This is a genomic window from Cedecea selenatireducens, from assembly GCF_042138895.1.
Classification (GTDB): domain Bacteria; phylum Pseudomonadota; class Gammaproteobacteria; order Enterobacterales; family Enterobacteriaceae; genus Cedecea; species Cedecea selenatireducens.
Genome location: NZ_JBHIKW010000011.1, coordinates 59341 through 82220, shown reverse-complemented (window position 1 = coordinate 82220; position 22880 = coordinate 59341). Strand labels below are relative to the sequence as shown.

Here is a 22880-nt window from a genome sequence, read left to right as displayed (position 1 = left end):
TCCTCCGCCCGACAGTGTAGCCCCGGTAATGGATTTTAAACACGGTGACGCAGCAGGGACTTTAGTGAATCAGACCTTCATGAGGTGGGAAAAGTGACGCCAGATATTCCGGCTGAACAAGCGGCCACAGTTTGCCCTGCATCGCGGCAAAGCCCAGCGCCTGTACTTTACGCCGCGCGTTAGCGGAGTCTATTCCGGCCACCAGCAATGATTCACAAAACGGGGAAACCTGCCCAATGATGGCCAGCATAAAAGGCGTAAAGGTGCGGCCCGACAGCAGTTTTTGAATAAAAAAACGATCCATAATAACGCGCCTGAACAGGCCGTCGAACACCGGTTTGGTCGTGGCATGGCCGGCACCAAAGTCTGCCAGCACCAGCGGAAAACGTTCCACTGCCCAGGCCAGCCTTAAATTAGTTTTACCGCTATTTAAATCCAAAAAACTTTCGCTGAGGGTTAATTCAATAAACGGCAAAGCCTTTAAGCGAATATATAAATTCTGGTTATTAATTAACGCATCAATAATAGTTTCATTAATATGAATCCAGACCACAAGCTGCCGGGTGATAAAGAAATCCTGCTGTGCTTCTATTACCGTTAATTTTTCTCTGAACAGCTCAAGGTGCTGCTCAGGGGCAAGATGAGGGATTAACAGCTCGGTTGGAATACGTACTGGCGCGTCAGCCCCGACGAAGTTTGCGACGATTTCGACACCCATAATACTGTCATCCGGCCGTACGGCCGGACGATAATAGAGATGAGAACAATAAACACTATCAAGTGAAACAATCATTTTGCCAGCCCTGCGGATTTCTGGTTGGACGGCAGAGAGATACAGCGCCAATCCGAAAATAGTCGGATAGCTGCTATCGCTGTGAATTTCACACTCATCCCTGAAACGTTTAAGCTTATCTTTTAATAACTTTGAGCTTATCCTGGATATCCGTACATAGCCAGTTTTTAACGCAAATTGCGCACGGAGTCCCGGGCAATGATGCAGGGTAAAAAAGATTCATCCTCACAATGTTCATTAAGTAATTTACGCGTTGCGTAGCGTGCCATATCCCCTATCGGAAAATAAACGCTGGTTAACGCCGGGCGTACAAACGCCGCCCGATCTCCACTGTCATAACAAATAAGGGATATATCCAGAGGAATGCGTAAACCTCGTTCGGTAATGGCCAGCATTGCCCCGACGGCCATTTCTTCATTGCAGCAGTACAGCGCGCTGATTTTGTACTTCTCTAACAGCATCGCGGTTTGCCGGTAGCCGCTTGGCATATCGTATTCGCCTTCTACCACCGCCACCGGCGTAACATCCCTCTCCTCCATGGCATCAAGAAAACCCTGACGACGTAAAAGGCTGGAGGTTCGCTGGGTTGGACCATGCAGGCAGGCTATCGCCAGATGGCCGGCATCCAGCAAATAGCGGGTGGCCATGTGGCTGGCAAGACGGTGATCGAAGACCACGCAGCGCGCGTTTAAAGCAGGCACCTCTCTGTCGAGGATGATAAACCTGTTGCCGCGTTCGGCCAGCTGAATTAGCGCCTCATCGGCTATCGCACGCACGTGCAGGATCAGACCGTCGCAGCGTAGGTTATAGAGCCGCTGAATGGCATTGCGCTCGTTCTCTTCTACGCCCCGACCCTGCGTCACCAGCAGCTGCTTTCCGTTAGATTCAGCTTCGGTTTGCACCGTATCCATCAGCGAGCCGAAGAAGCCCCCGGTATAGGATGTCGTGACCAGCCCAATCGAATGGCTCTGGCTGGATGCCAGCGCTCTGGCAGCGGGATTGGGGGAATAGCCCAGTTCGGCAATCGCGGCTTCTACCTTGATGCGGGTTTGCGCTTTGACCTTAGTGTCGCCGTTAACCACGCGTGAGACGGTGGCGCGGGAGACGCCGGCGTGGGCAGCAACATCTTCGAGGGTGACCATGAAACAATCCTTAACGGGAAAAGCACAATGCATCCCGATATTACCTGATATTGTAAACCGCGTTGACGTTGCCCGCAGATTTGCGGGAACGGTCACGATTTTTCACTTCAGATAAAGTCAGAAAAGACTATATACGGCGGGCTTGCCAGAATTTTTTGCGCCAGTAGACGTTATCCAGAGAGGAACGCATTACGCCCCGGCTGGTGGAGGCGTGAATAAACGTGTTGTCGGTGTCATAAATACCAACGTGCAGGCCGCTTTCCCCCGAGCCGGTTTTAAAGAACACCAGATCGCCCGGCAGCAGGTCATCTTTATCGATTTTGGTGCCGATTTCTGCCTGCTCGCTGGTCATGCGCGGCAGCATCAGCTCAAATTTGTCGCGGAAGGTCATCAGTACAAAGCCGGAACAGTCCACGCCGCGCCGGCTCATGCCGCCGTAAGTGTACGGCGTTCCGTGCCAGCTGCGCAGCTGATCGTTTAGCTGAGCGATAACGGTGATGGAATCGGAAAGCCGGGCGTTCGGATGAGGGGCATTATGACTACACCCCACCAACACTATGCATGCCACTGCAATAAGCCACAAACGCATTTTCAGACAACTCCCGGTCTTACTGTTTCCAGTAATTTAGCCTGTCGCCCGGAATTATTGCAAGCTTTCCGCGATGTTATAGCGGGCTTATCAGCATACTGTGCCCTTCGATCCGTAATAATCGAAACGGCATCTGGTAGGCAGCGGCCAGATTCTTCGGCGTCAACACGTCATCCCGATGCCCCTGAGCCACCATTTTACCCTCACGCAATAGCCACACTTTGTGCGCATGCCGCAGGCTATGGTTCAAATCATGGCTGCTCATCACCACCGCTATACCGGCTTCACAAAATGAGAGCAGCAGGCGATCCAGCACCGCCTGCTGGGCAACGTCGAGGCTGTTCATCGGCTCGTCGAGCAGCAACAGCTGGCCTTCAGTATTGACCGAAGGATCAACCTGTAACAGTACTGCGGCCAGCCTTACCCGCTGCCATTCGCCGCCGGAAAGCTGATTGACCGCGCGCGTCAGCTTGTCGGTTAACCACAGCGATTCGGCCAGGCGTAGCATCGCGGCCTCCGCCTCTGGCGAAGGCTGATGAAGCTGCAGATAATGCCAGACGGGCATAGCGAAAGGAGGCAGCTGCTGCTGGCTGAGCCACGCACGGCGGCGGGAAAGCGCAGCGGGAAGCCATTCTTCAACCGGCCGCTGGTTAAGCAGAAGACGTCCCGGCCCTGAGCTTAACCCTGCCATTCGGGTGAGCAACGTGCTCTTACCCGCGCCGTTAGGCCCGACAAGATGAATTAGCTCACCCGGTTCCACCGCCGCGCTAATCGGCCCAAGCCGATCGGCGACGGTGACGCCTGCAAGTTGCAAAATGGACAAGTTATTTTGCCAAAGCCTGTTTAATCGCTTCCAGTACAACCGGATCTTCCGGGGTCATATCCGGAGAGAAACGCTGGATCACTTTGCCATCACGGCCAATCAGGAATTTCTCGAAGTTCCACAGGATATCGTCAGGGTAAAGCGGGCCGCGCCCTTTGCTGCTCATACGCTCCAGAAAACCGCTGCCTTCCGGCGCCACGGCGGCTGGACGAGCGTCAATCAGCTTCTGATAAAACGGATGACGATGCTCACCGTTGACGTCGATTTTGCTGAACAGCGGGAAAGTGACGCCGTAGGTGGTGCTGCAGAAAGTTTTAATCTCTTCACTGCTGCCCGGCTCCTGGCCCAGGAACTGGTTGCACGGGAAGCCCAGCACGCTGAAGCCCTGTGCCTCAAAGTCTTTCTGCAGGTTTTCGAGCTGTTCGTACTGCGGCGTGAGGCCGCATTTAGAAGCGACGTTAACAATCAGCAGGACTTTACCCTGCCAGTTTTCAAGCGTGGTGCTTTCCCCGTCAATGGTGGTGACTTCGGTATTCAGAACATTGCTTTGCATATCATCCCCTTCCTAAGTGAGCCGAATTAACGTCCGGCTTTCAATAATAGCCAGATAAACACCGGCGCGCCGAGCGTAGCGGTCACTACGCCAATCGGCAGCTCGGCAGAGCTTAATGCGAGCCTCGCCACAACATCTGCCCCGGTTAATACTGCCGCCCCGGCCAGCGCACTGGCCGGCAGTAAAACGCGATGATCGGTTAACCCTGTGAGCCGCAGCATGTGCGGGATAACCAGGCCAACAAATCCGATAGCGCCGGCAAGCGCCACGCTGACGCCTACCAGCCAGCCGGTGGCGACAACCAGAATGTTGCGCCAAAGCCAGACGGGCAGCCCCAGCTGACGAGCAGAGTTTTCGCCCAGCGCCATCAGGTTAAGCGGGGCATGCTGACGGCATAGCCAGACCACCACCGGCAACAGCGTCACCATCAGCCAGCCCTGCCGCCAGTCCACGCCGCCAAACCCGCCCATCATCCAGTACATGAGCTGGCGTAAATCCAGGCTTGAGCTGAAGTAGACCGCCCAGGTCATCAGCGCGCTACAGATAATACCGAGCGCGACTCCTGCAAGTAATAGACGACTGGTGGAAAGATGACGACGGGAAAAACGTAACAGAATAAGAGTGATCGCTAAGGCCCCGAGGATGGCGCACAGCCCGAGCACCCAGCCTGGTAGCGTGCCCTGCCCGAGCAACAAGGCAATAACCAGCGCCACGCCCGCGCCGTTGGAGACGCCAAGCAGGCCGGGTTCAGCCAGAGGGTTTTCAAACAGGGATTGCATAATGGTGCCGGTAACCGCCAGAGCGGCTCCTACCAGCAGCACGGCAAGCGTACGCGGCAGTCGGATTTGCCAGATGAAGAGTCTCGCCTCATCGCTCCACCACGAGAGCGGCGAAAACCAGACGTCGCCCGCACACAGGCTTAACGCCAGCATAACCACCGCCGAAAACGACAGCGCTATCAGCCAGCGGCGCTCAAACCGGCGTTGTCTGGTTACAAAACTCAGCATTCCGTAAAGGCTCCACCTGACACATTTATGCGCCTGATTTTACGGGGAGTTTGCGGGTGAGAACAAGAAAAGAAAAAGGTCGCACAGGCGACCTTTCCCCTGTTATCTGGCAATGAGGGTTTTTCGCGTGAACTGCTGCTCCAGCATTGAGCTTCCCCATTGCTCGCCCTGCCATTCCCGGGTTAACTCAAACCCCATCGATTCATAAAGATGGCGGGCAGCATTCAGCCCGCTAACGGTCCACAGCTGCACGGCAGAGAAACCATACTCATCGCAAAAGCGCATAGCCTCGCTCAGCAGCGTTCTTCCAATACCGCTGCCGCGGCAGTCGTCATCCAGAATAAACCAGCGTAGATGGGCTTCGTTGTGGCCGAGATCCTCTCCGTCAATGGATACGGAACCCACGATTTTCCCCCTGCGACAGACAACCCAGAGGCAATTGCATGGCTGCTCAAGACGGCCGCTGAACTCCGCCAGCTCTGAAGCGACTTTACCTTCGAAGAAATGGCCAAAGTTATAGTGTTTCGAGTAATAGTTGGCGTGCATTTCCGCTACCCGGCCGATAACGCCCGGTCGATAGCCCGTCAGGATTTCAAACGTCTTTTCTTCTGTCCGATCGCCTGAAAGCTCACCACGACAGGCTTTAAGTGCCTGGGCATAGTTAAGCAAGCCATCGGCCACAGACCTTTGCTGCCCGGGATTCAGATGCTCAAGCGCTTTCTCTACGCGCATTCTCCCGTACCGGTGAATCTCCCGGACGGTTTGTGTGCCCTGCTCCGTGAGCTGAAGCTGCCGGGCTCTGGCATCTTCATCAGAAATTGTTTCATACAGCTCCCCTGCCTGGCGCAGTTTGCCCAGCATGCGGCTAACGCTCGATTTTTCTAGCCCAAGGACCTGAACCAGATCGGCCGCCGTAACCGCCTTACGGGTATCAATCTCCAGTAAAGCATGCACCGCCGAAGCGGAGTAATTCGTTGCGGCCAGGGTTGAATTCAGGAAACCAAGCTCGCGCACAACCTGCCGCGAAGAGGCTCGTATCGCTTCGATGATATTGTTGTCTGGCATGGGACGCTACCGTTGACGCATAGTTGTACAATACAACCATTTTGATAAAAACTTTGTCAAGCGGCGAGTCCGGGGGGGCGGAACAGAAAAAGAAAAAGGCCGCGTTAGCGGCCTTTTGTTAACTCAGGTTACTCGTCTTTTGGCGACGCGCTTTCAACCCGACTCTTTAGTTTCTGACCAGGTCGGAAGGTCACCACACGGCGTGCCGTGATGGGAATATCTTCACCGGTCTTCGGGTTGCGCCCGGGACGTTGGTTTTTATCGCGTAAGTCAAAATTACCAAAGCCCGAGAGTTTAACCTGCTCACCGTTTTCCAGAGCGCGACGGATCTCTTCGAAAAACAGCTCTACCAGCTCTTTGGCATCTCGTTTGCTAAGCCCAAGCTTATCAAACAGATATTCTGACATTTCAGCTTTTGTAAGCGCCATACGTTCAATCCCTCAATGATGCCTGGAATCGCTCTTTTAATGCCTCTACACATTTTGCAACGGTAGCGGCCATCTCCTCTTCTTCGAGTGTACGGCCCGTATCCTGAAGGATAAGGCTTATGGCCAGGCTCTTATAGCCATCGGCTACGCCCTTGCCACGGTACACGTCAAATAAGTTTACGCCAACTACCTGATTTGCGCCAACTTTCTTACACTCGACCAAAATATCTGCTGCCGGGACGTTTTCAGCCACTACAACAGCGATATCTCGGCGGTTTGCCGGGAAGCGAGAAACCTCCTGAGCTTCAGGCACCACGCGGTCTGCGAGCTTGCTCCACAGCACCTCGAACACCACCGTGCGGCCGTTAAGATCCAGTTTACGCTCCAGCTCCGGGTGAACAACACCAATGAAACCAATGCATTCACCTGCTAAATAAATGGCAGCACTTTGGCCTGGATGCAAGGCCGGATTTGCTTGCGCTCTGAATTCGATGTCCGAAAGTTTGCCGGTCAGGGCCAGAACGGACTCCAGATCGCCTTTCAGATCATAGAAGTCAACGGTGTTACGCGCCAGATCCCAGTGCTCTTCGTAGCGGTTACCGCAGATAGCACCTGCCAGCATAAGATCCTGGCGGATGCCAAGGTCTGCCTGAGTATCAGGCACAAAGCGCAGGCCAGACTCGAAAATACGCACGCGGCTTTGCTGGCGGTTCTGGTTATAAACCACGGTTGTCAGCAGACCACTCCACAGCGACAGACGCATGGCGGACATGTCGGTAGAGATCGGATTAGGAAGAATCAGATTTTCTTCGCCCGGATGCAGAAGCTGCTGAATTTTCGGGTCGACGAAGCTGTAGGTGATAACTTCCTGGTAGCCTTTGTCCACCAGCATGGTTTTCACACGCTTGAGGGAGAGGTCGGCTTCGCGATGGGTGCCCATCACCAGGCCGGCCTGCACCGGGCTGTTTGGAATGCTGTTGTAGCCGTAAACGCGAGCCACTTCTTCCACCAGGTCTTCTTCAATTTCCATATCGAAACGCCAGCCTGGCGCAACCGCAGTCCATTGATCCTGGCCTTCGGTCACTTCACAGCCCAGACGGCGCAGAATGTCGCTAACCTGTGCATCTTCGATATGGTGACCAATCAGGCGATCCAGCTTGCTGCGGCGAAGGGTAATAGTGGCGCGCTTCGGCAGATTCGCTTCGCTGGTCACGTCGATAACCGGGCCAGGTTGGCCGCCGCAGATATCCACCAGCAGGCGAGTAGCACGTTCCATCGCTTTATACTGCAGCGCAGGATCGACGCCACGCTCGTAGCGATGAGAGGCGTCAGTATGCAGGCCGTGACGGCGCGCGCGACCGGTGATGGACAGCGGGCTAAAGAAAGCACACTCCAGCAGGACGTTCTGAGTTTCGTCGTTAACGCCTGAATGTTCGCCGCCGAAGATGCCGCCCATTGCCAGCGCTTTGCCGTGATCGGCAATCACCAGGGTGTCGGCGTTCAGCTTAGCTTCGTTGCCGTCCAGCAGAACCAGGGTTTCGCCCTCTTCCGCCATACGCACCACGATCCCACCTTCAATACGGTTCAGGTCGAAGGCGTGCATCGGCTGGCCAAGCTCCAGCAGCACGTAGTTGGTGACGTCAACAACCGCATCGATGGAGCGGATGCCGCAGCGACGCAGCTTCTCTTTCATCCACAGCGGCGTTGGCGCCTTAACGTTGATGCCTTTCACAACGCGGCCCAGGTAGCGCGGACATGCCTCTGGAGCGTCTACGCGAATGGGCAGCGTGTCATTGATAGTTGCGGCAACGGCGGTAATTTCTGGCTCAGCCAGCGGCAGCTTATTTACCACCGCAACGTCGCGAGCTACGCCGATAATACCCAGGCAGTCGGCACGGTTTGGCGTGACGCTGATTTCGATGGTGTTGTCGTCAAGCTTCAGGTATTCGCGGATATCGGTGCCGACTGGCGCATCCGCTGGCAGCTCGATGATACCGTTATGATCATCGGAAATACCCAGCTCGGAGAAGGAGCACAGCATCCCTTCGGACGGCTCACCGCGCAGCTTAGCGGCCTTGATTTTGAAATCGCCCGGCAGAACGGCACCGACGGTAGCCACGGCCACTTTCAGGCCCTGACGGCAGTTTGGCGCGCCACATACGATGTCCAGCAGACGATCGCCGCCGACGTTAACTTTTGTTACGCGCAGCTTGTCGGCGTTCGGGTGCTGGCCGCACTCGACGACTTCACCGACCACGACGCCGTGGAAAGCACCTGCCACGGCCTCAACGCCGTCAACTTCAAGCCCTGCCATAGTTATCTGGCTGGAAAGTTCGTCACTGCTGTTGGCTGGGTTTACCCATTCGCGTAACCAGAGTTCACTGAATTTCATTGGATATCCCGCCTTTATTTGAACTGTTTGAGGAAACGTAAATCATTTTCGAAGAATGCACGCAGATCGGTCACGCCGTAGCGCAGCATGGTCAGACGCTCCATGCCCATGCCGAAGGCGAAGCCGGAATAAACTTCCGGGTCAATGCCGACGTTACGCAGGACGTTCGGATGCACCATGCCGCAGCCCAGCACTTCCAGCCACTTGCCGTTTTTGCCCATCACGTCCACTTCCGCAGACGGTTCGGTGAACGGGAAGTAGGACGGGCGGAAGCGAATCTGCAGGTCTTCTTCGAAGAAGTTATTCAGGAAATCGTGCAGCGTGCCCTTCAGGTTGGTGAAGTTGATATTGGTATCAACGATCAGGCCTTCCATCTGGTGGAACATCGGGGTGTGGGTCTGATCGTAGTCGTTACGATAGACGCGGCCCGGGGCGATAATGCGAATTGGCGGCTGTTTGTCTTTCATGGTGCGGATCTGCACGCCGGAAGTCTGGGTACGCAGCAGGCGGGTTGCATCGAACCAGAAGGTGTCGTGATCGGCACGCGCCGGGTGGTGACCAGGAATGTTCAGTGCATCGAAGTTATGATAGTCATCTTCGATTTCAGGCCCGGTCGCCACGGTAAAGCCCAGTTCACCAAAGAAGCTTTCAATACGATCGATGGTGCGGGTCACCGGGTGCAAACCACCGTTCTCGATACGGCGACCAGGCAGAGAAACGTCGATAGTTTCCGCGGCCAGACGCTCGTTCAGCGCAGCGCTTTCCAGGTCAGCTTTACGGGCATTCAGGGCTTCCTGAACCTGCTCTTTGGCAACGTTTATCACCGCGCCCGCTGCCGGACGTTCTTCCGGAGGCAGTTCACGCAGGGTGGTCATCTGAAGGGTCAGGTGCCCCTTCTTCCCTAAATATTCGACGCGTACATTATCTAACGCGGCAACATCCTGGGCATCGTTTATGGCTGCTTTGGCACTGGCAACCAGCTCTGCGAGATGTGGCATGGTATTCCTCTTATGCCGGCATAACTGCCGGGGTAGTTGGTCTGATTCGAAAACAAAACGCAAAAAAAAAGCCTCCAGACAGGAGGCTTTCGGCGCTTTTTTTCGTTTCTTTTCTTACGCGCAAAGCCCCCTGAGTCAGGCGCTAAAGTAAAAAAAGAAGCGGAAAATAGCAGCATTCATGCTTGCAGTTACCTTGTTTTGACGAGTTTTGCATTGGCTATTGAACGAGCTACGGCGTTAAAAGTCAATAAATTGATTCTGTTATGCCCCAATAATTCGATTTGTAGTAAGGCGACAAGCTCGATTATCCCCGGGAGCTTACTTAAGTAAGTGACTGGGGTCAGTGAGTGCAGTTAACGCAGCTACAGATGAAGTATGACGGGGATAAATTAAAAGAGGGAGCAAGCTCCCTCTTATAACTGGCTTACGCCAGAGCTGCTTTCGCTTTTTCAACCAGGGCAGTGAATGCCACTTTGTCGAATACGGCGATGTCAGCCAGGATCTTACGGTCGATTTCAACAGAGGCTTTTTTCAGGCCGTTGATGAATTTGCTGTAAGAGATACCGTTCTGACGAGCTGCAGCGTTGATACGTGCAATCCACAGCTGGCGGAACTGACGTTTACGTTGACGACGGTCGCGGTAAGCGTACTGACCAGCTTTGATAACAGCCTGGAAGGCAACGCGGTATACGCGAGAACGCGCACCATAGTAGCCTTTAGCTTGTTTGAGGATTTTTTTGTGACGAGCACGTGCGATTACACCACGTTTTACGCGAGCCATTTAGCTCTCCTGTTTCTATATTCTGAATTAATTAAAAAAAGTTTACTTATGCGTACGGCAGACAAGCGACAACCAGGCCCAGATCCCCTTTGGAGACCATGCCTTTCGGACGCAGATGACGTTTACGTTTGGTAGACTTTTTAGTCAGAATGTGACGCAGGTTAGCGTGCTTGCGCTTAAAACCGCCACCGGCGGTCTTTTTGAAGCGCTTAGCGGCGCCGCGTACTGTTTTGATCTTTGGCATTTCAATTTCCACTTCGCATTGTTAATAAAACGAACCAGTAGGCGAACAAAATCCGCGAGGCCGAAGCCCCGCGGCATGTTACTTGATGGCCTTACTGTTTCTTCTTCGGAGCAAGCACCATGATCATCTGGCGGCCTTCGATCTTCGTAGGGAAGGATTCGACCACTGCCAGTTCACTCAGATCGTCACGGACGCGGTTAAGCACTTCCATACCAATCTGTTGGTGAGCCATCTCACGACCGCGGAAACGCAGCGTGATCTTAGCTTTATCTCCCTCTTCCAGAAAGCGAACCAGGCTGCGGAGTTTTACCTGGTAGTCGCCATCATCGGTGCCAGGTCGGAATTTAATTTCCTTAACCTGAATAACTTTTTGCTTTTTCTTCTGTTCCTTAGAAGATTTGCTTTTCTCGTAGAGGAACTTGCCGTAGTCCATGATGCGGCAAACAGGCGGTTCGGCGTTTGGACTGATTTCTACTAAATCAACCCCGGCCTCTTCGGCTTTTTCCAAAGCTTCATTCAGACTGACAATACCAATCTGCTCGCCATCAATACCGGTCAGACGAACCTCAGTGGCACGAATCTCTCTGTTAATGCGATTAGGACGCGCCGGTTGAACTCTTTTTCCGCCTTTAATACTTTATTCCTCCAGTTGATGAAGATTGCGGCTGCGAATCTCTTGCTGCAGCTTTTCAATCAATTCGTTGACGTCCATGCTCCCCAGGTCTTTGCCGCGGCGGGTACGAACGGCAACTTTGCCTGCTTCGACCTCTTTATCGCCACAAACCAGCATATAAGGGACACGACGTAACGTGTGTTCACGGATTTTAAAGCCTATCTTCTCATTTCTCAAGTCTGCTTTTACGCGAATGCCCGCATTTTGAAGTTTACGAGTCAATTCGTTAACGTATTCTGCCTGGCCGTCAGTGATATTCATCACCACCGCCTGTACCGGAGCAAGCCATGTTGGGAAGAACCCAGCAAACTCTTCGGTCAGAATACCGATAAAGCGTTCCATTGAGCCTAAAATGGCGCGGTGAATCATTACCGGCACCAAACGCTCGTTATTTTCGCCAATATAGGAGGCGTTCAAGCGGGTTGGCAGGGAGAAGTCAAGCTGAACGGTACCACACTGCCACGCACGATCCAGGCAGTCATACAGCGTGAACTCAATTTTAGGGCCGTAGAATGCACCCTCACCCGGCTGATAGTCAAACGGGATGTTGTTTTCCTGCAGCGCAACGGCCAGATCCGCTTCCGCGCGATCCCACATTTCGTCGCTACCAATGCGCTTTTCCGGACGGGTAGACAGCTTCACCACGATTTTTTCGAAACCGAAGGTGCTGTACATGTCGTACACCATACGAATGCAGCTATCGACTTCATCGCGAACCTGCTCTTCGGTACAGAAGACGTGAGCATCGTCCTGAGTAAAGCCACGTACACGCATCAGGCCATGCAGCGCGCCCGACGGTTCGTTACGGTGGCAGCTACCGAATTCGGCCATGCGCAGCGGCAGGTCGCGGTAGGATTTCAGACCCTGGTTGAAGATCTGCACGTGACCCGGGCAGTTCATCGGCTTGATGCAGTATTCACGGTTCTCGGAAGAAGTGGTGAACATCGCATCTTTGTAGTTGTCCCAGTGCCCGGTTTTTTCCCACAGCACGCGGTCCATCATGAATGGACCTTTCACTTCCTGATACTGGTACTCTTTCAGCTTGGAGCGCACGAACACTTCCAGCTCGCGGAAGATTGTCCAGCCGTCGTTGTGCCAGAACACCATACCCGGCGCTTCTTCCTGCATATGGTACAGGTCAAGCTGCTTGCCGATTTTACGGTGGTCACGCTTGGAAGCTTCTTCCAGGCGCTGCAGATAAGCATTCAGCTGCTTTTTGTCTGCCCAGGCGGTGCCGTAGATACGCTGCAGCATTTTGTTGCTGCTGTCACCGCGCCAGTAAGCACCGGAGGTTTTCTGCAGCTTGAAGTGATGGCAGAAACGCATATTCGGTACGTGTGGCCCGCGGCACATATCCACGTATTCTTCATGATGATACAAACCTGGTTTGTCATCATGGCTGATGTTTTCGTCAAGAATGGCGACTTTATAGCTTTCACCGCGGTTGACGAAAGTCTCACGCGCTTCCTGCCAGCTCACCTTCTTCTTGATAACGTCGTAATCTTTCTCAGCCAGCTCGTGCATACGCTTTTCGAGCAGCTCAAGATCTTCCTGCGTCAGGGTGTGGTCCAGGTCGACGTCGTAGTAGAAACCGTTGTCAATAACCGGGCCAATCGCCATTTTGGTGTGGGGCCACAGCTGCTTGATAGCATGACCCAGCAGGTGAGCACAGGAGTGGCGAAGAATTTCCAGACCCGCTTCGTCTTTGGCGGTGATTATCGCAAGCTTCGCATCGTTTTCGATAATATCGGAAGCATCAACCAGTTCACCGTCTACGCGGCCAGCGATACACGCTTTGGCAAGACCTGGACCAATATCCAGCGCAACATCCATCGGGCTAACGGGTTTGTCGTAATGGCGTTGGCTGCCATCAGGAAGAGTAATAACAGGCATGTTAAGTCCTTATCTGCAGTGGTGACCCACACGAAAGATCACATACAGTAGAGAAATTGATTTTAGAACAAGTCGTTGCGTAACCATTTGACCAACAATCGCCGAATTGGTACGCAGTCGGATGCACAAATGAAAAATGGCATCGCTGCCATTCCACCTGTGGGCATGATGGTAACACTAACGAAAAGGGGAATACATCTCTTGTTGCCAGGTTTGCGCCTGATAAATAAGGCCATCCCTGCCCTTTTCAATAAGCGCTATGCCGCTTTGTCCTTCTCTTCCACCAGCACCAGCGGGCATTTCTTCACCCTACACGCCTGAGAGTAAGCCAGCTCGCACACCGCACAAAGGTCTCTTAATTCCGACTCATATTCGTATTCCATGAAATAGCGAAAAGTCCCGCCGCCGGATTCAGTACGCCAGAATCGCTGCGGCTCCAGAATTTCATCAAGCTGCCTGAAGGTCAGGGCTGAAGGGTTATGAAACCCCACTCGTACGCGATAGGTAGTCATGCACGATTATTCTCAGGGCTCGATGCATTTTACCAGGCGGTTTTGGTTCTCAAAAAGATAGGAAAAAACGAAGATCGGGAACGCGAGGAAAAACAAAGCCGGACATCATCCGGCTTCTTAGTCTTACATCTTATACCCGAGCGTAATTTGCGTACGTCTGTCGGTATGGTTTGGTGCAGAAGACGGCGGATCGGAGTTCCAGGTCACGTTATAGCCCACTTTCAGGCCAAAGTGTTCACTGATAGCCACGTCCAGCGCCGTTTCGGAGTTGACCGTGGTGTCGTTACTGCCCAGCACGGACACGCCCTGAATAAACTTGGCGTTGTCGGTCAGCTGCCAGTTATAAGTCGCAGACGCATAGCCCAGCGCCTGAGTCTCATTCCCGCCATCGACAAATTCGTCATAACGCACACCAGGACCGAATTCCACACGCAGACTGTGAACCGGGCCGTTCAGCAACTGACGACCATAACCCGCGGTGAAGACATCGCGCGCATGATAGCCGTTGTATCGGTCGGTCAACCAGCTTGCCTGACCAAAGAGATAGTCATAGTCAGTCATGTTGTAACGACCACGCCCACCCGCTGAGTATTTCTCAGAAGAACGCACGTCGTTGGAAGAGGTGTTACTGGCGTTACCCCAAATTGACCAGGCGGTAGCCGTGTTGTACCAGGTCATATTGGTGTTAGCAGTCAAGTTGGAACTTTTGGTATTGCCTGCCTGCGCAAGATAGCCTGCATTCAGATTACCTTCGAAGGGTTTCTTCGCGGTAGTCGGGTCATCCATGACAGTAAATACTGAGTCATCTGCCACTGCGAAGTGGCTAAAGAACGCTCCACCGGTGAGTAAAACCGCAACCGGCACTGTCTTTAAAAGCTTCATTTATTAATCCGTACAACACAAAAAAGAAACCATCAAGGTTCCGGAATCTTTCCTCGGGATCAAATCTAAATCGCCCCGGAAAGGTTACAAATTATAAAAACTCCGCAATAACATAGCAATGGATTCTTGTTTCATTTTTTGTATAAGAGCGCTCTTAAAACATCTTTATTTTCATAAGGATACGAAGATTGTGGTTTTAAGGTAATCATTTGATAAATCATGATTTTAATTAACATTTCAATCACCGCTTCGGTGCTACGCTTTAGGACAATAGCTAAAAAAGGAGGAGACATGACCGCTATCTTTACACTCACCCTCGCCCCTTCCCTCGACAGCGCCACCGTCACGGAGCAAATTTATCCAGAAGGGAAACTGCGCTGCAGCTCGCCCGTATTTGAACCCGGTGGGGGCGGCATCAATGTCGCCCGCGCTATAGCCCATCTGGGAGGTCACGCCACGGCGATATTCCCGGTCGGCGGCGCAACAGGGCAACATTTACGCGCGCTGCTGATTGAAGAGCAGGTAACTGTCGATACCGCTGAGACAAAAGACTGGACCCGTCAGAACCTACACGTCCACACGGAATCTACCGGCGAACAGTATCGGTTTGTGATGCCAGGCGCAGCGCTGTCGGATGAAGAATTCGAGCAACTCGAACAAAAAGCCCTTGCCATTCCCAAAGGCGATATCCTGGTCATCAGCGGAAGCTTGCCGCCGGGCGTTGCCGTTAAAAAGCTTTGCCAACTGGTCAAAGCCGCGCAGGAAAAAGGCATTCGCTGCATCGTGGACAGCTCGGGCGAAGCGCTGGCCGCCACGCTGAAATTAGGCAATATTGAGCTGGTGAAGCCCAATCAAAAAGAGCTCAGCGCATTAGTCCAGCGTGAGCTTACGCAGCCTGACGACGTTCGCGCCGCCGCTCAGCATCTTGTCGACAGTGGCCAGGCAAAACGCGTTGTTGTTTCGCTCGGGCCACAGGGGGCGCTGGCGGTGGATGCCCACGAGTGCGTGCACGTCGTGCCCCCGCCGGTAAAAAGCCAAAGTACCGTTGGTGCCGGAGACAGCATGGTCGGCGCCATGACGCTGAAGCTGGCTGAACGCGCACCGCTGCTGGATATCGTCCGCTATGGCGTAGCCGCCGGCAGCGCGGCTACGCTTAATAAAGGCACCCGTCTCTGCTCGCTTGAAAATACGCAGAAGATCTATACATGGCTGCAAGGCTAACGTTTCGTTGCACAATAAACGGGCTGCCGCAGGGCGCAAACATCGCCATTCCGGCAGCATGGACTATGCTAAAACCTTCAGGATAACAAGGGGGTGACTATGAGCGATGTTGAACGCTATGTGATAACGGTACAATTTGAAGATCGGAGCCTTGCCGACATCAACGAGCTGAACAACCAGCTAACCCTGGGCGGCTTCTCACCTACCCTCACCGATGACGAAGGGAAAATACACGAACTTGGGCCAGGCAGTTTTGGGCTAATCAGTACGCTGGATGAACGTGAGGTGGAAACGCTGGCCAAAGGACTGGGCAACGTGGCGCTGGGAACAGAACCTGACGTCATAGTCAGCCGTTGGGAAGTCTGGCAGAAACAAAAGCCATAAGGTTTTGAGTACCGGCCGGGGTTGTGCGTCAGCGCGTGTTTTTGACCGGCAAACGGCGATAAGCTATTGATTGCAGTGTCTACCAGCCAACCTGGGGAGAAAAGTCATGTGGCAAGCCATCCGTCATTTGTTAAGCGAGCCGTTGGGCGACGCAGAAATCGAGCAACGCACTGAGCTACCCGGCGGCGAAATTCATGCAGCCTGGCATATTCGTTATGCCGGTCATGAGATTTTCGTCAAATGCGATGAGCGGGAAATGCTGCCCATCTTTACCGCCGAAGCAGACCAGCTGGAGCTGCTGTCGCGCAGTAAAACGGTCAGAGTGCCCAAAGTTTGGGGGCTGGGCAGCGACAGGGATTACAGTTTTTTGCTGCTGGAATACCTGCCGGCTAAGCCGCTGGACGCCCATAACGCTTTTCTTCTCGGCCAACAGCTGGCCCGGCTTCATCAATGGAGCGACCAGCCACAGTTTGGTCTCGACTTTGACAACGACCTTTCCACCACCCCGCAGCCCAACGCCTGGCAGCGCCGCTGGTCAACTTTCTTCGCCGAACAGCGCATTGGCTGGCAGCTGGAAATGGCGGCAGAAAAAGGCATCGACTACGGCGATATCGATCTGATTGTTGATTTCGTTCAGCAGGCGCTGGCCTCGCACCAGCCGCAGCCGTCGCTGCTGCACGGTGACCTGTGGTCAGGTAATTGTGCGCTGGGGCCTGACGGACCGTTTATTTACGATCCGGCCTGTTATTGGGGCGACCGCGAGTGTGACCTGGCCATGTTGCCGCTGCACAGCGACCAGCCGCCACAAATCTACGACGGATATCAATCGGTCTCGCCGCTGCCTTCGGGTTTCCTCGAGCGTCAGCCCATTTACCAGCTTTACACCCTGCTTAACCGGGCAATTCTGTTTGGCGGGCAGCATCTGGTCACGGCGCAAAAAGCGCTGGAACGCGTGTTAGCAGCCTGAGAGTGAGCCACTCCAACCCGGAGTGGCTCGTTATCTTATAAAAAGCCGAGCAGCTTAAAGAAGAAGTAGCCCACCACGATAATAATCACCGGCAGGATATAGAGCGGGAAAATCTGCAGCAAGATGGTGTGGTGGGGAACAATCACCTTCGCGTCGAGCTGCGCTTTGCTGAGCCCATCCGGCCCTTTGGCCTGTTCGAGGATCAGCTGATCCTGCACGCCCTCACGCAGGAATTTTGCCTGGCGACTCATACGAGCCCCTGAATCCTGCAGCGCCAGCCCGATGAAAATTAACGCGTAAATCAGCCAAAAGAAGAGGTTTATCTGGCCGTTAAAGTCCGGCTGCGGCGAGTTATACCAGAAAAGATTCAGGAACGGCGTATTAAACCGCATCATCTCGATCATCACGTGGGCAAAATCCATCATCACGGCGTCAATGCCCGGCTGTTTTTCGCTGTGCTGATACATAAACTTCAGGACCGAAATCACGGTCGACAGCAGCGCCGGGATAAAAATCACCCAGCCCGCCACGCGCTTTAAAATCGCAATGCGTCCAGCTTGTTGATACGTCATGCACTCCCCTTTATTAGGACGTAACGTTATACGCTCAAAGTCTACCCCGTATGGCGCTATTTCGCCTGAGCTTTGCGGGCTAATTTTGCAAAAGCGGTAGCTTCGGGCTCCGTTTCCGGCTAAAGATACACAAACATTTCTTTTAGACGAACAGAAAGGAGTCACTTTATGGCCGAAACGCGCCAGATTCTTGCGGCAATTTTTGATATGGATGGACTACTGATTGATTCCGAGCCGCTTTGGGATCGTGCGGAGCTGGACGTGCTGAAAAGCATCGGCGTCGACATTACTCGTCGTAACGAACTGCCCGACACGCTGGGATTGCGCATCGACCTGGTGGTCGAACTGTGGTATTCACGTCAGCCCTGGAACGGGCCCTCACGTGAGGAAGTCACCGCGCGCGTTATCGAGCGTGCAATTTCGCTGGTTGAAGAAGAACGCCCTCTGCTGCCGGGCGTGGTCGAAGCGGTAAAACTGTGCAAAGAACAGGGCCTTAAGGTTGGCCTCGCCTCCGCCTCCCCGCTGCACATGCTGGAAAAAGTGCTTGAGATGTTCGATTTACGCCAGTATTTCGACGCTATCGCCTCCGCTGAACATCTGCCCTACAGCAAACCCCATCCGCAAGTTTACCTGGACGCTGCCGCAAAACTGGGTGTCGATCCGCTTTGTTGCGTCACGCTTGAAGACTCGGTCAACGGCATGATCGCGAGCAAAGCCGCGCGCATGCGCTCTATCGTCGTGCCTGCCGACGAAAACTTTGCCGACCCGCGTTGGTGCCTGGCGGACGTCAAGCTCCCTTCTTTGGTTGAGCTCACCGCGACAGGCCTGAAAGGCTAAATCTCTCGGGCGGCTAATGTCGCCCATCTCCCTGACAAAATGTTACACCGTCACCACTTCCGAATACTGTACAAAAACCCTATACTGGATGAATCGACAGTTTCTTCATTCGGGTTGTATCATGACGGCGGAAGGCCACCTGCTCTTTTCTATTGCCTGCGCAGTTTTTGCCAAAAACGCCGAGCTGACGCCCGTCCTTGCCCAGGGTGACTGGTGGCACATCGTGCCGTCTGCCATTCTGACCTGCCTGCTGCCGGACATTGACCACCCGAAATCCTTCCTGGGCCAGCGGTTAAGCTGGATCTCAAAGCCCGTGGCACGAATGTGCGGCCACCGGGGGTTCACCCACAGCCTGTTTGCGGTGTTTGCCGGGCTGGCGCTGTTTTATCTCAAAGTGCCGGAAAGCTGGGTTATCCCAGCCGATGCGCTGCAGGGCATGGTTTTAGGCTACCTGAGCCACATTCTCGCCGACATGCTGACGCCCGCTGGCGTTCCGCTGCTGTGGCCCTGCCGCTGGCGCTTTCGTTTCCCCGTAGTCCGGCCGCAAAAAGGCAATCAGCTTGAGCGAGCCTTATGCATGGCGCTGTTCGGCCTGGCAGTCTGGATGCCACAAAGCCTGCCCGAAAACGGTGCAGTGCGCTGGTCTTCGCAGATGATAAATTCGCTGCAAACCACCTTTAATAGCTTTATTACCCATCAATCCGGACATTAATTCACCGAAAAATCCTATTTAGTAATAATCAATTCCTTTTGTATATAAGAAGAATCCCCGCCATCTGTTACGCTTTGCAACATAACGGCGGCCCATGCGCTGCCGCATGACAATAAATCAGGAGATATGGGGATGAATTTTCCACTGGTAGCGAACATCGTGGTGTTCGTCGTATTGCTATTGCTGCTGGCGCAAACCCGCCATAAACAATGGAGCCTCGCCAAAAAAGTATTGGCAGGTCTGGTACTGGGCGTCATTTTCGGTCTGGTACTGCACACAATTTATGGCTCCGACAGCGTGGTGCTGAAAGATTCCATTCAGTGGTTTAACGTGGTCGGCAACGGCTATGTACAGCTGCTGCAAATGATCGTTATGCCGCTGGTCTTCGCCTCTATTCTGAGCGCCGTGGCTAAACTGCACAACGCCTCTTCGCTGGGGAAAATCAGCATTCTGTCCATCGGTACGCTGCTGTTCACCACGCTGATTGCCGCGCTGGTCGGGGTACTGGTCACCAACCTGTTCGGTCTGACCGCAGAAGGTCTGGTTCAGGGCAATGCGGAAAATGCGCGTCTGGCGGCGATTCAATCCAACTACATTGGTAAAGTCGCAGACCTGACCGTACCGCAGCTGATCCTCTCCTTCGTACCGAAGAACCCGTTCGCCGATCTGACCGGGGCAAACCCAACGTCTATCATCAGCGTGGTTATCTTCGCCGCCTTCCTGGGCGTCGCGGCGCTGAAACTGCTGAAAGACGATGCGCCGAAAGGCGAGCGTGTTCTGGTTGCCATTGACACCCTGCAAAGCTGGGTGATGAAGCTGGTTCGCCTGGTTATGCAGCTGACGCCATACGGCGTGCTGGCGCTGATGACCAAAGTGGTTGCGGGCTCAAACCTGCAGGACATCATCAAGCTGGGCAGCTTCGTGGTGGCGTCTTACCTTGGCCTGGCGATTATGTTTGGCGTCCACGCTATTCTGCTGGCGTTCAACGGCGTTAGCCCGGTGAAATACTTCCGCAAAGTCTGGCCGGTACTGACCTTCGCGTTTACCAGCCGCTCCAGCGCAGCAAGTATTCCGCTGAACGTCGAAGCGCAAACCCGCCGTCTTGGCGTGCCTGAGTCTATCGCCAGCTTCTCCGCGTCCTTCGGCGCAACCATCGGCCAGAACGGCTGCGCGGGCCTTTACCCGGCAATGCTGGCCGTTATGGTGGCACCAACCGTGGGTATCAACCCGCTGGATCCGGTCTGGATTGCAACCCTGGTGGGTATTGTGACCGTTAGCTCCGCAGGCGTTGCGGGCGTGGGCGGGGGTGCAACCTTCGCAGCGCTGATCGTCCTGCCAGCCATGGGGCTGCCGGTAACGCTGGTCGCGCTGCTGATTTCCGTCGAGCCGCTGATTGATATGGGTCGTACCGCGCTGAACGTCAGCGGTTCAATGACCGCCGGGACCATCACCAGCCAATTGATGAAGCAGACCGACAAAGAGATTCTGAACAGTGAAGAAGAAGTGGAATTAGCCCACCGTTAATCCGAACTGAAATAAAAAGAGGCCGCTATCACTAGCGGCTTTTTTTATACTTCGTTTTCCTGACGCACCTGCCTGGCCCAACGCTGCGCCGACTCCGGTAGGGTAAACGGCGGAGACTGACGGAAGGCATCGCCCAACAAGACAAATGCCACATACTGCCCGCGCAGCAGGTAGACATCTTTAAACCCGTCCACGCGCCATGCATGCGCGGGTGGCGCAGGCTCCACGCGAGGCTTATAGGTAATGACAGGTCGGGTGTTCGGTTGACGTAGTGGTTTCATAGGCAACGGGATTTAAACTGGATTAGTGAACAACTTCACCATGATAACGGATTTAACCCGCTTTCGTCGCCCCCTTATCGGCCAGCCTTAGCGGGGCAAAAAAAAGCCCGGCGACAGAAAACTGCAGCCGGGCGCTCTGGTACAGATCCTTAGGCTTTTGGAGCCTGCGGATCGGTGTCGTATTCAGCACAGCTTTGATAGCCGGAGTTAATCACGCGGCCCGCATCATCCAGCGCGACGAAATAGGTCTCAGCCTTGCCGTTACGCTGACCAAGAATGTAGGTCTGGCAGGTGCCCTTCGCGTGGATCATGGTTACTTCAGAAGAAGGTTTGCCGGCAATCTGCTGAACCTGGGCACGGGTCATGCCTTTTTTCACGTCTTTCACTACCGGTTCAGTCACCAGGTCTTTGGTACGATCGTAAGCCGTACACCCTGCCAGCATAGTCATGACCGCTGCCGCGCCTAAAAATCCTGCAAATTTATTATTCATAATTGTCCTCATCAATGATGGTATTGATCCTGCGTGTTAGATAAGCCTGGAATATAAAAGAACATTTTTCAACTCGTTAGCCTGAATGTCTTAAAATTCGGAATAAATGAGTATCCATAAGTTTAATCGCTGGTTTGCAGGAAAAGTCGCCGCCCGTCGGCCCGGTAACCCTTTGAGCCTTGTCGTTTTAACCGCAACAGGGTAAGTTTTAAGGCAGTAAAATTTTGCGGCCTGCGCGTGGCAGGCAGATGGTTATTGGAGGGGTTAAATGGCTCTGCAACAAGAGATTATTCAGGCACTGGGCGTTAAGCCGCAGGTTGATGCCGCCCAGGAGATCCGCGTCAGCGTTGATTTCCTCAAAGCGTACCTTAAAACTTACCCGTTTATTAAATCTCTGGTGCTGGGGATAAGCGGCGGCCAGGACTCCACCCTGACGGGCAAACTCTGCCAGCTAGCCATCAACGAACTGCGTGCAGAAAGCGGCGATGAGAGCTACCAGTTCATCGCCGTCCGCCTGCCGTTTGGCGTTCAGGCCGACGAGCAGGACTGCCAGGATGCCATCACGTTTATCCAGCCTGACCGCGTATTAACGGTGAACATCAAGGGGGCCGTACTTGCCAGCGAGCAGGCTCTGCGTGAAGCGGGTATCGAACTCAGCGATTTTGTTCGCGGCAATGAAAAAGCCCGCGAGCGCATGAAGGCGCAGTACAGCATCGCCGGGATGACCAAAGGCGTGGTGGTTGGCACCGACCATGCGGCGGAAGCCGTCACCGGCTTCTTCACCAAATACGGCGATGGCGGCACCGACATTAACCCAATTTTTCGTCTCAATAAGCGCCAGGGGAAACTGCTGTTGAAAACCCTGGGTTGCCCGGAGCATTTGTACCTGAAGGCCCCGACCGCCGACCTCGAGGACGATCGCCCTTCTCTGCCGGACGAAGCTGCTCTGGGCGTGACCTATACGCAAATCGACGACTATCTGGAAGGCAAAATGCTACCGGCCGACACTGCGAAAATCATCGAAGGCTGGTATCTGAAAACGGAACACAAACGCCGGCCGCCAATTACCGTGTTTGATGATTTCTGGAAAAAATAGTCGTCAATAGCTTCAGATAA

General features: G+C 53.9%; 27 protein-coding genes and 1 other annotated feature. Of the genes, 7 read left to right on the top strand and 20 right to left on the bottom strand.

The annotated features are described in order from the left end of the window. Nucleotides 1–61: 61 nt before the first annotated feature. The 17 genes from ACE38U_RS17380 to ACE38U_RS17300 form a co-directional block, all read right to left on the bottom strand. The gene (locus ACE38U_RS17380; RefSeq protein WP_038473309.1) at nt 62–793 is read right to left on the bottom strand and encodes an EAL domain-containing protein; all 732 of its coding nucleotides are present in this window, start codon (nt 791–793) and stop codon (nt 62–64) included. 167 nt (nt 794–960) lie between these two features. Next, nucleotides 961–1935, bottom strand: a complete 975-nt coding sequence (locus ACE38U_RS17375; protein WP_038473311.1) for a LacI family DNA-binding transcriptional regulator — start codon at nt 1933–1935, stop codon at nt 961–963. Between the two features lie 127 nt (nt 1936–2062). Then, on the bottom strand, nt 2063–2524 hold the full coding sequence (locus ACE38U_RS17370) for a C40 family peptidase (RefSeq protein WP_038473313.1): 462 nt from the start codon (nt 2522–2524) through the stop codon (nt 2063–2065). Between the two features lie 76 nt (nt 2525–2600). Further along, a complete protein-coding gene (gene btuD / locus ACE38U_RS17365; RefSeq protein ID WP_375530222.1) occupies nt 2601–3347 on the bottom strand; it encodes a vitamin B12 ABC transporter ATP-binding protein BtuD in 747 nt (248 codons plus the stop codon). Nucleotide 3348: 1 nt separating this feature from the next. Continuing rightward, entirely contained in the window at nt 3349–3900 is a 552-nt protein-coding gene (locus tag ACE38U_RS17360) for a glutathione peroxidase (protein ID WP_038473318.1), read from the bottom strand. 26 nt (nt 3901–3926) lie between these two features. Then, nucleotides 3927–4907 (bottom strand): vitamin B12 ABC transporter permease BtuC, encoded by a 981-nt coding sequence (gene btuC, locus ACE38U_RS17355; RefSeq protein WP_375530221.1) that lies wholly within the window; start codon nt 4905–4907, stop codon nt 3927–3929. A 102-nt stretch (nt 4908–5009) separates the two neighbouring features. Next, nucleotides 5010–5972: a helix-turn-helix domain-containing GNAT family N-acetyltransferase gene (locus ACE38U_RS17350; RefSeq protein WP_375530220.1), complete on the bottom strand. Its 963-nt coding sequence runs from the start codon at nt 5970–5972 to the stop codon at nt 5010–5012. 128 nt (nt 5973–6100) lie between these two features. Further along, nucleotides 6101–6400, bottom strand: a complete 300-nt coding sequence (gene ihfA / locus ACE38U_RS17345; protein ID WP_038473326.1) for an integration host factor subunit alpha — start codon at nt 6398–6400, stop codon at nt 6101–6103. A 4-nt stretch (nt 6401–6404) separates the two neighbouring features. After that, nucleotides 6405–8792: a phenylalanine--tRNA ligase subunit beta gene (pheT, locus tag ACE38U_RS17340; protein WP_375530219.1), complete on the bottom strand. Its 2388-nt coding sequence runs from the start codon at nt 8790–8792 to the stop codon at nt 6405–6407. A 14-nt stretch (nt 8793–8806) separates the two neighbouring features. Beyond that, a complete protein-coding gene (gene pheS / locus ACE38U_RS17335) occupies nt 8807–9790 on the bottom strand; it encodes a phenylalanine--tRNA ligase subunit alpha (RefSeq protein ID WP_038473331.1) in 984 nt (327 codons plus the stop codon). Nucleotides 9791–9851: 61 nt separating this feature from the next. Further along, nucleotides 9852–9975, bottom strand: a sequence feature (Phe leader region). Then, a complete protein-coding gene (gene pheM / locus ACE38U_RS17330; RefSeq protein ID WP_106120997.1) occupies nt 9926–9970 on the bottom strand; it encodes a pheST operon leader peptide PheM in 45 nt (14 codons plus the stop codon). Its footprint overlaps the feature before it by 45 nt. 239 nt (nt 9976–10214) lie before the next feature. Next, nucleotides 10215–10571, bottom strand: a complete 357-nt coding sequence (rplT, locus tag ACE38U_RS17325) for a 50S ribosomal protein L20 (RefSeq protein WP_000124850.1) — start codon at nt 10569–10571, stop codon at nt 10215–10217. 46 nt (nt 10572–10617) lie between these two features. Then, nucleotides 10618–10815, bottom strand: a complete 198-nt coding sequence (gene rpmI, locus ACE38U_RS17320) for a 50S ribosomal protein L35 (protein WP_004263702.1) — start codon at nt 10813–10815, stop codon at nt 10618–10620. A 91-nt stretch (nt 10816–10906) separates the two neighbouring features. Further along, entirely contained in the window at nt 10907–11449 is a 543-nt protein-coding gene (gene infC / locus ACE38U_RS17315) for a translation initiation factor IF-3 (protein WP_071704088.1), read from the bottom strand. Between the two features lie 3 nt (nt 11450–11452). After that, entirely contained in the window at nt 11453–13381 is a 1929-nt protein-coding gene (thrS, locus tag ACE38U_RS17310) for a threonine--tRNA ligase (protein WP_038473340.1), read from the bottom strand. 257 nt (nt 13382–13638) lie between these two features. Further along, nucleotides 13639–13893 carry a hypothetical protein gene (locus ACE38U_RS17305; protein WP_038473343.1) on the bottom strand — a complete coding sequence of 85 codons (255 nt, stop codon included), beginning with the start codon at nt 13891–13893 and terminating at the stop codon, nt 13639–13641. Between the two features lie 123 nt (nt 13894–14016). After that, on the bottom strand, nt 14017–14775 hold the full coding sequence (locus ACE38U_RS17300) for a DUF481 domain-containing protein (protein ID WP_038473346.1): 759 nt from the start codon (nt 14773–14775) through the stop codon (nt 14017–14019). Nucleotides 14776–15066: 291 nt separating this feature from the next. On the opposite strand from ACE38U_RS17300, the gene pfkB reads away from it, so the two are divergent. From pfkB to ACE38U_RS17285, 3 genes are all read left to right on the top strand, one after another. Then, a complete protein-coding gene (gene pfkB, locus ACE38U_RS17295) occupies nt 15067–15996 on the top strand; it encodes a 6-phosphofructokinase II (RefSeq protein ID WP_375530218.1) in 930 nt (309 codons plus the stop codon). Between the two features lie 99 nt (nt 15997–16095). Further along, nucleotides 16096–16380: a type V toxin-antitoxin system endoribonuclease antitoxin GhoS gene (gene ghoS, locus ACE38U_RS17290; RefSeq protein WP_038473351.1), complete on the top strand. Its 285-nt coding sequence runs from the start codon at nt 16096–16098 to the stop codon at nt 16378–16380. Nucleotides 16381–16486: 106 nt separating this feature from the next. Then, nucleotides 16487–17347, top strand: coding sequence for a fructosamine kinase family protein (locus ACE38U_RS17285; RefSeq protein ID WP_176982408.1), 861 nt, complete (start codon nt 16487–16489; stop codon nt 17345–17347). A 35-nt stretch (nt 17348–17382) separates the two neighbouring features. On the opposite strand, the gene ACE38U_RS17280 is transcribed toward ACE38U_RS17285, so the two are convergent. Further along, nucleotides 17383–17919: a YniB family protein gene (locus tag ACE38U_RS17280; RefSeq protein ID WP_038473355.1), complete on the bottom strand. Its 537-nt coding sequence runs from the start codon at nt 17917–17919 to the stop codon at nt 17383–17385. Nucleotides 17920–18087: 168 nt separating this feature from the next. On the opposite strand from ACE38U_RS17280, the gene hxpB reads away from it, so the two are divergent. The 3 genes from hxpB to ACE38U_RS17265 all read left to right on the top strand — a co-directional run bounded on the left by hxpB (nt 18088) and on the right by ACE38U_RS17265 (nt 20992). Beyond that, nucleotides 18088–18756 (top strand): hexitol phosphatase HxpB, encoded by a 669-nt coding sequence (gene hxpB, locus ACE38U_RS17275; protein ID WP_038473358.1) that lies wholly within the window; start codon nt 18088–18090, stop codon nt 18754–18756. Nucleotides 18757–18877: 121 nt separating this feature from the next. Then, a complete protein-coding gene (locus ACE38U_RS17270) occupies nt 18878–19468 on the top strand; it encodes a metal-dependent hydrolase (RefSeq protein WP_038473361.1) in 591 nt (196 codons plus the stop codon). A gap of 132 nt (nt 19469–19600) precedes the next feature. Beyond that, nucleotides 19601–20992, top strand: a complete 1392-nt coding sequence (locus ACE38U_RS17265; RefSeq protein WP_038473363.1) for an L-cystine transporter — start codon at nt 19601–19603, stop codon at nt 20990–20992. Between the two features lie 44 nt (nt 20993–21036). On the opposite strand, the gene cedA is transcribed toward ACE38U_RS17265, so the two are convergent. Next, nucleotides 21037–21273 carry a cell division activator CedA gene (gene cedA / locus ACE38U_RS17260; RefSeq protein ID WP_038473364.1) on the bottom strand — a complete coding sequence of 79 codons (237 nt, stop codon included), beginning with the start codon at nt 21271–21273 and terminating at the stop codon, nt 21037–21039. Between the two features lie 149 nt (nt 21274–21422). After that, nucleotides 21423–21764, bottom strand: coding sequence for an osmotically-inducible lipoprotein OsmE (gene osmE / locus ACE38U_RS17255; RefSeq protein WP_038473367.1), 342 nt, complete (start codon nt 21762–21764; stop codon nt 21423–21425). A 268-nt stretch (nt 21765–22032) separates the two neighbouring features. On the opposite strand from osmE, the gene nadE reads away from it, so the two are divergent. Beyond that, complete coding sequence (gene nadE, locus ACE38U_RS17250) at nt 22033–22860, top strand: NAD(+) synthase (RefSeq protein ID WP_375530217.1); 828 nt, start codon at nt 22033–22035, stop codon at nt 22858–22860. Nucleotides 22861–22880: the final 20 nt, after the last annotated feature.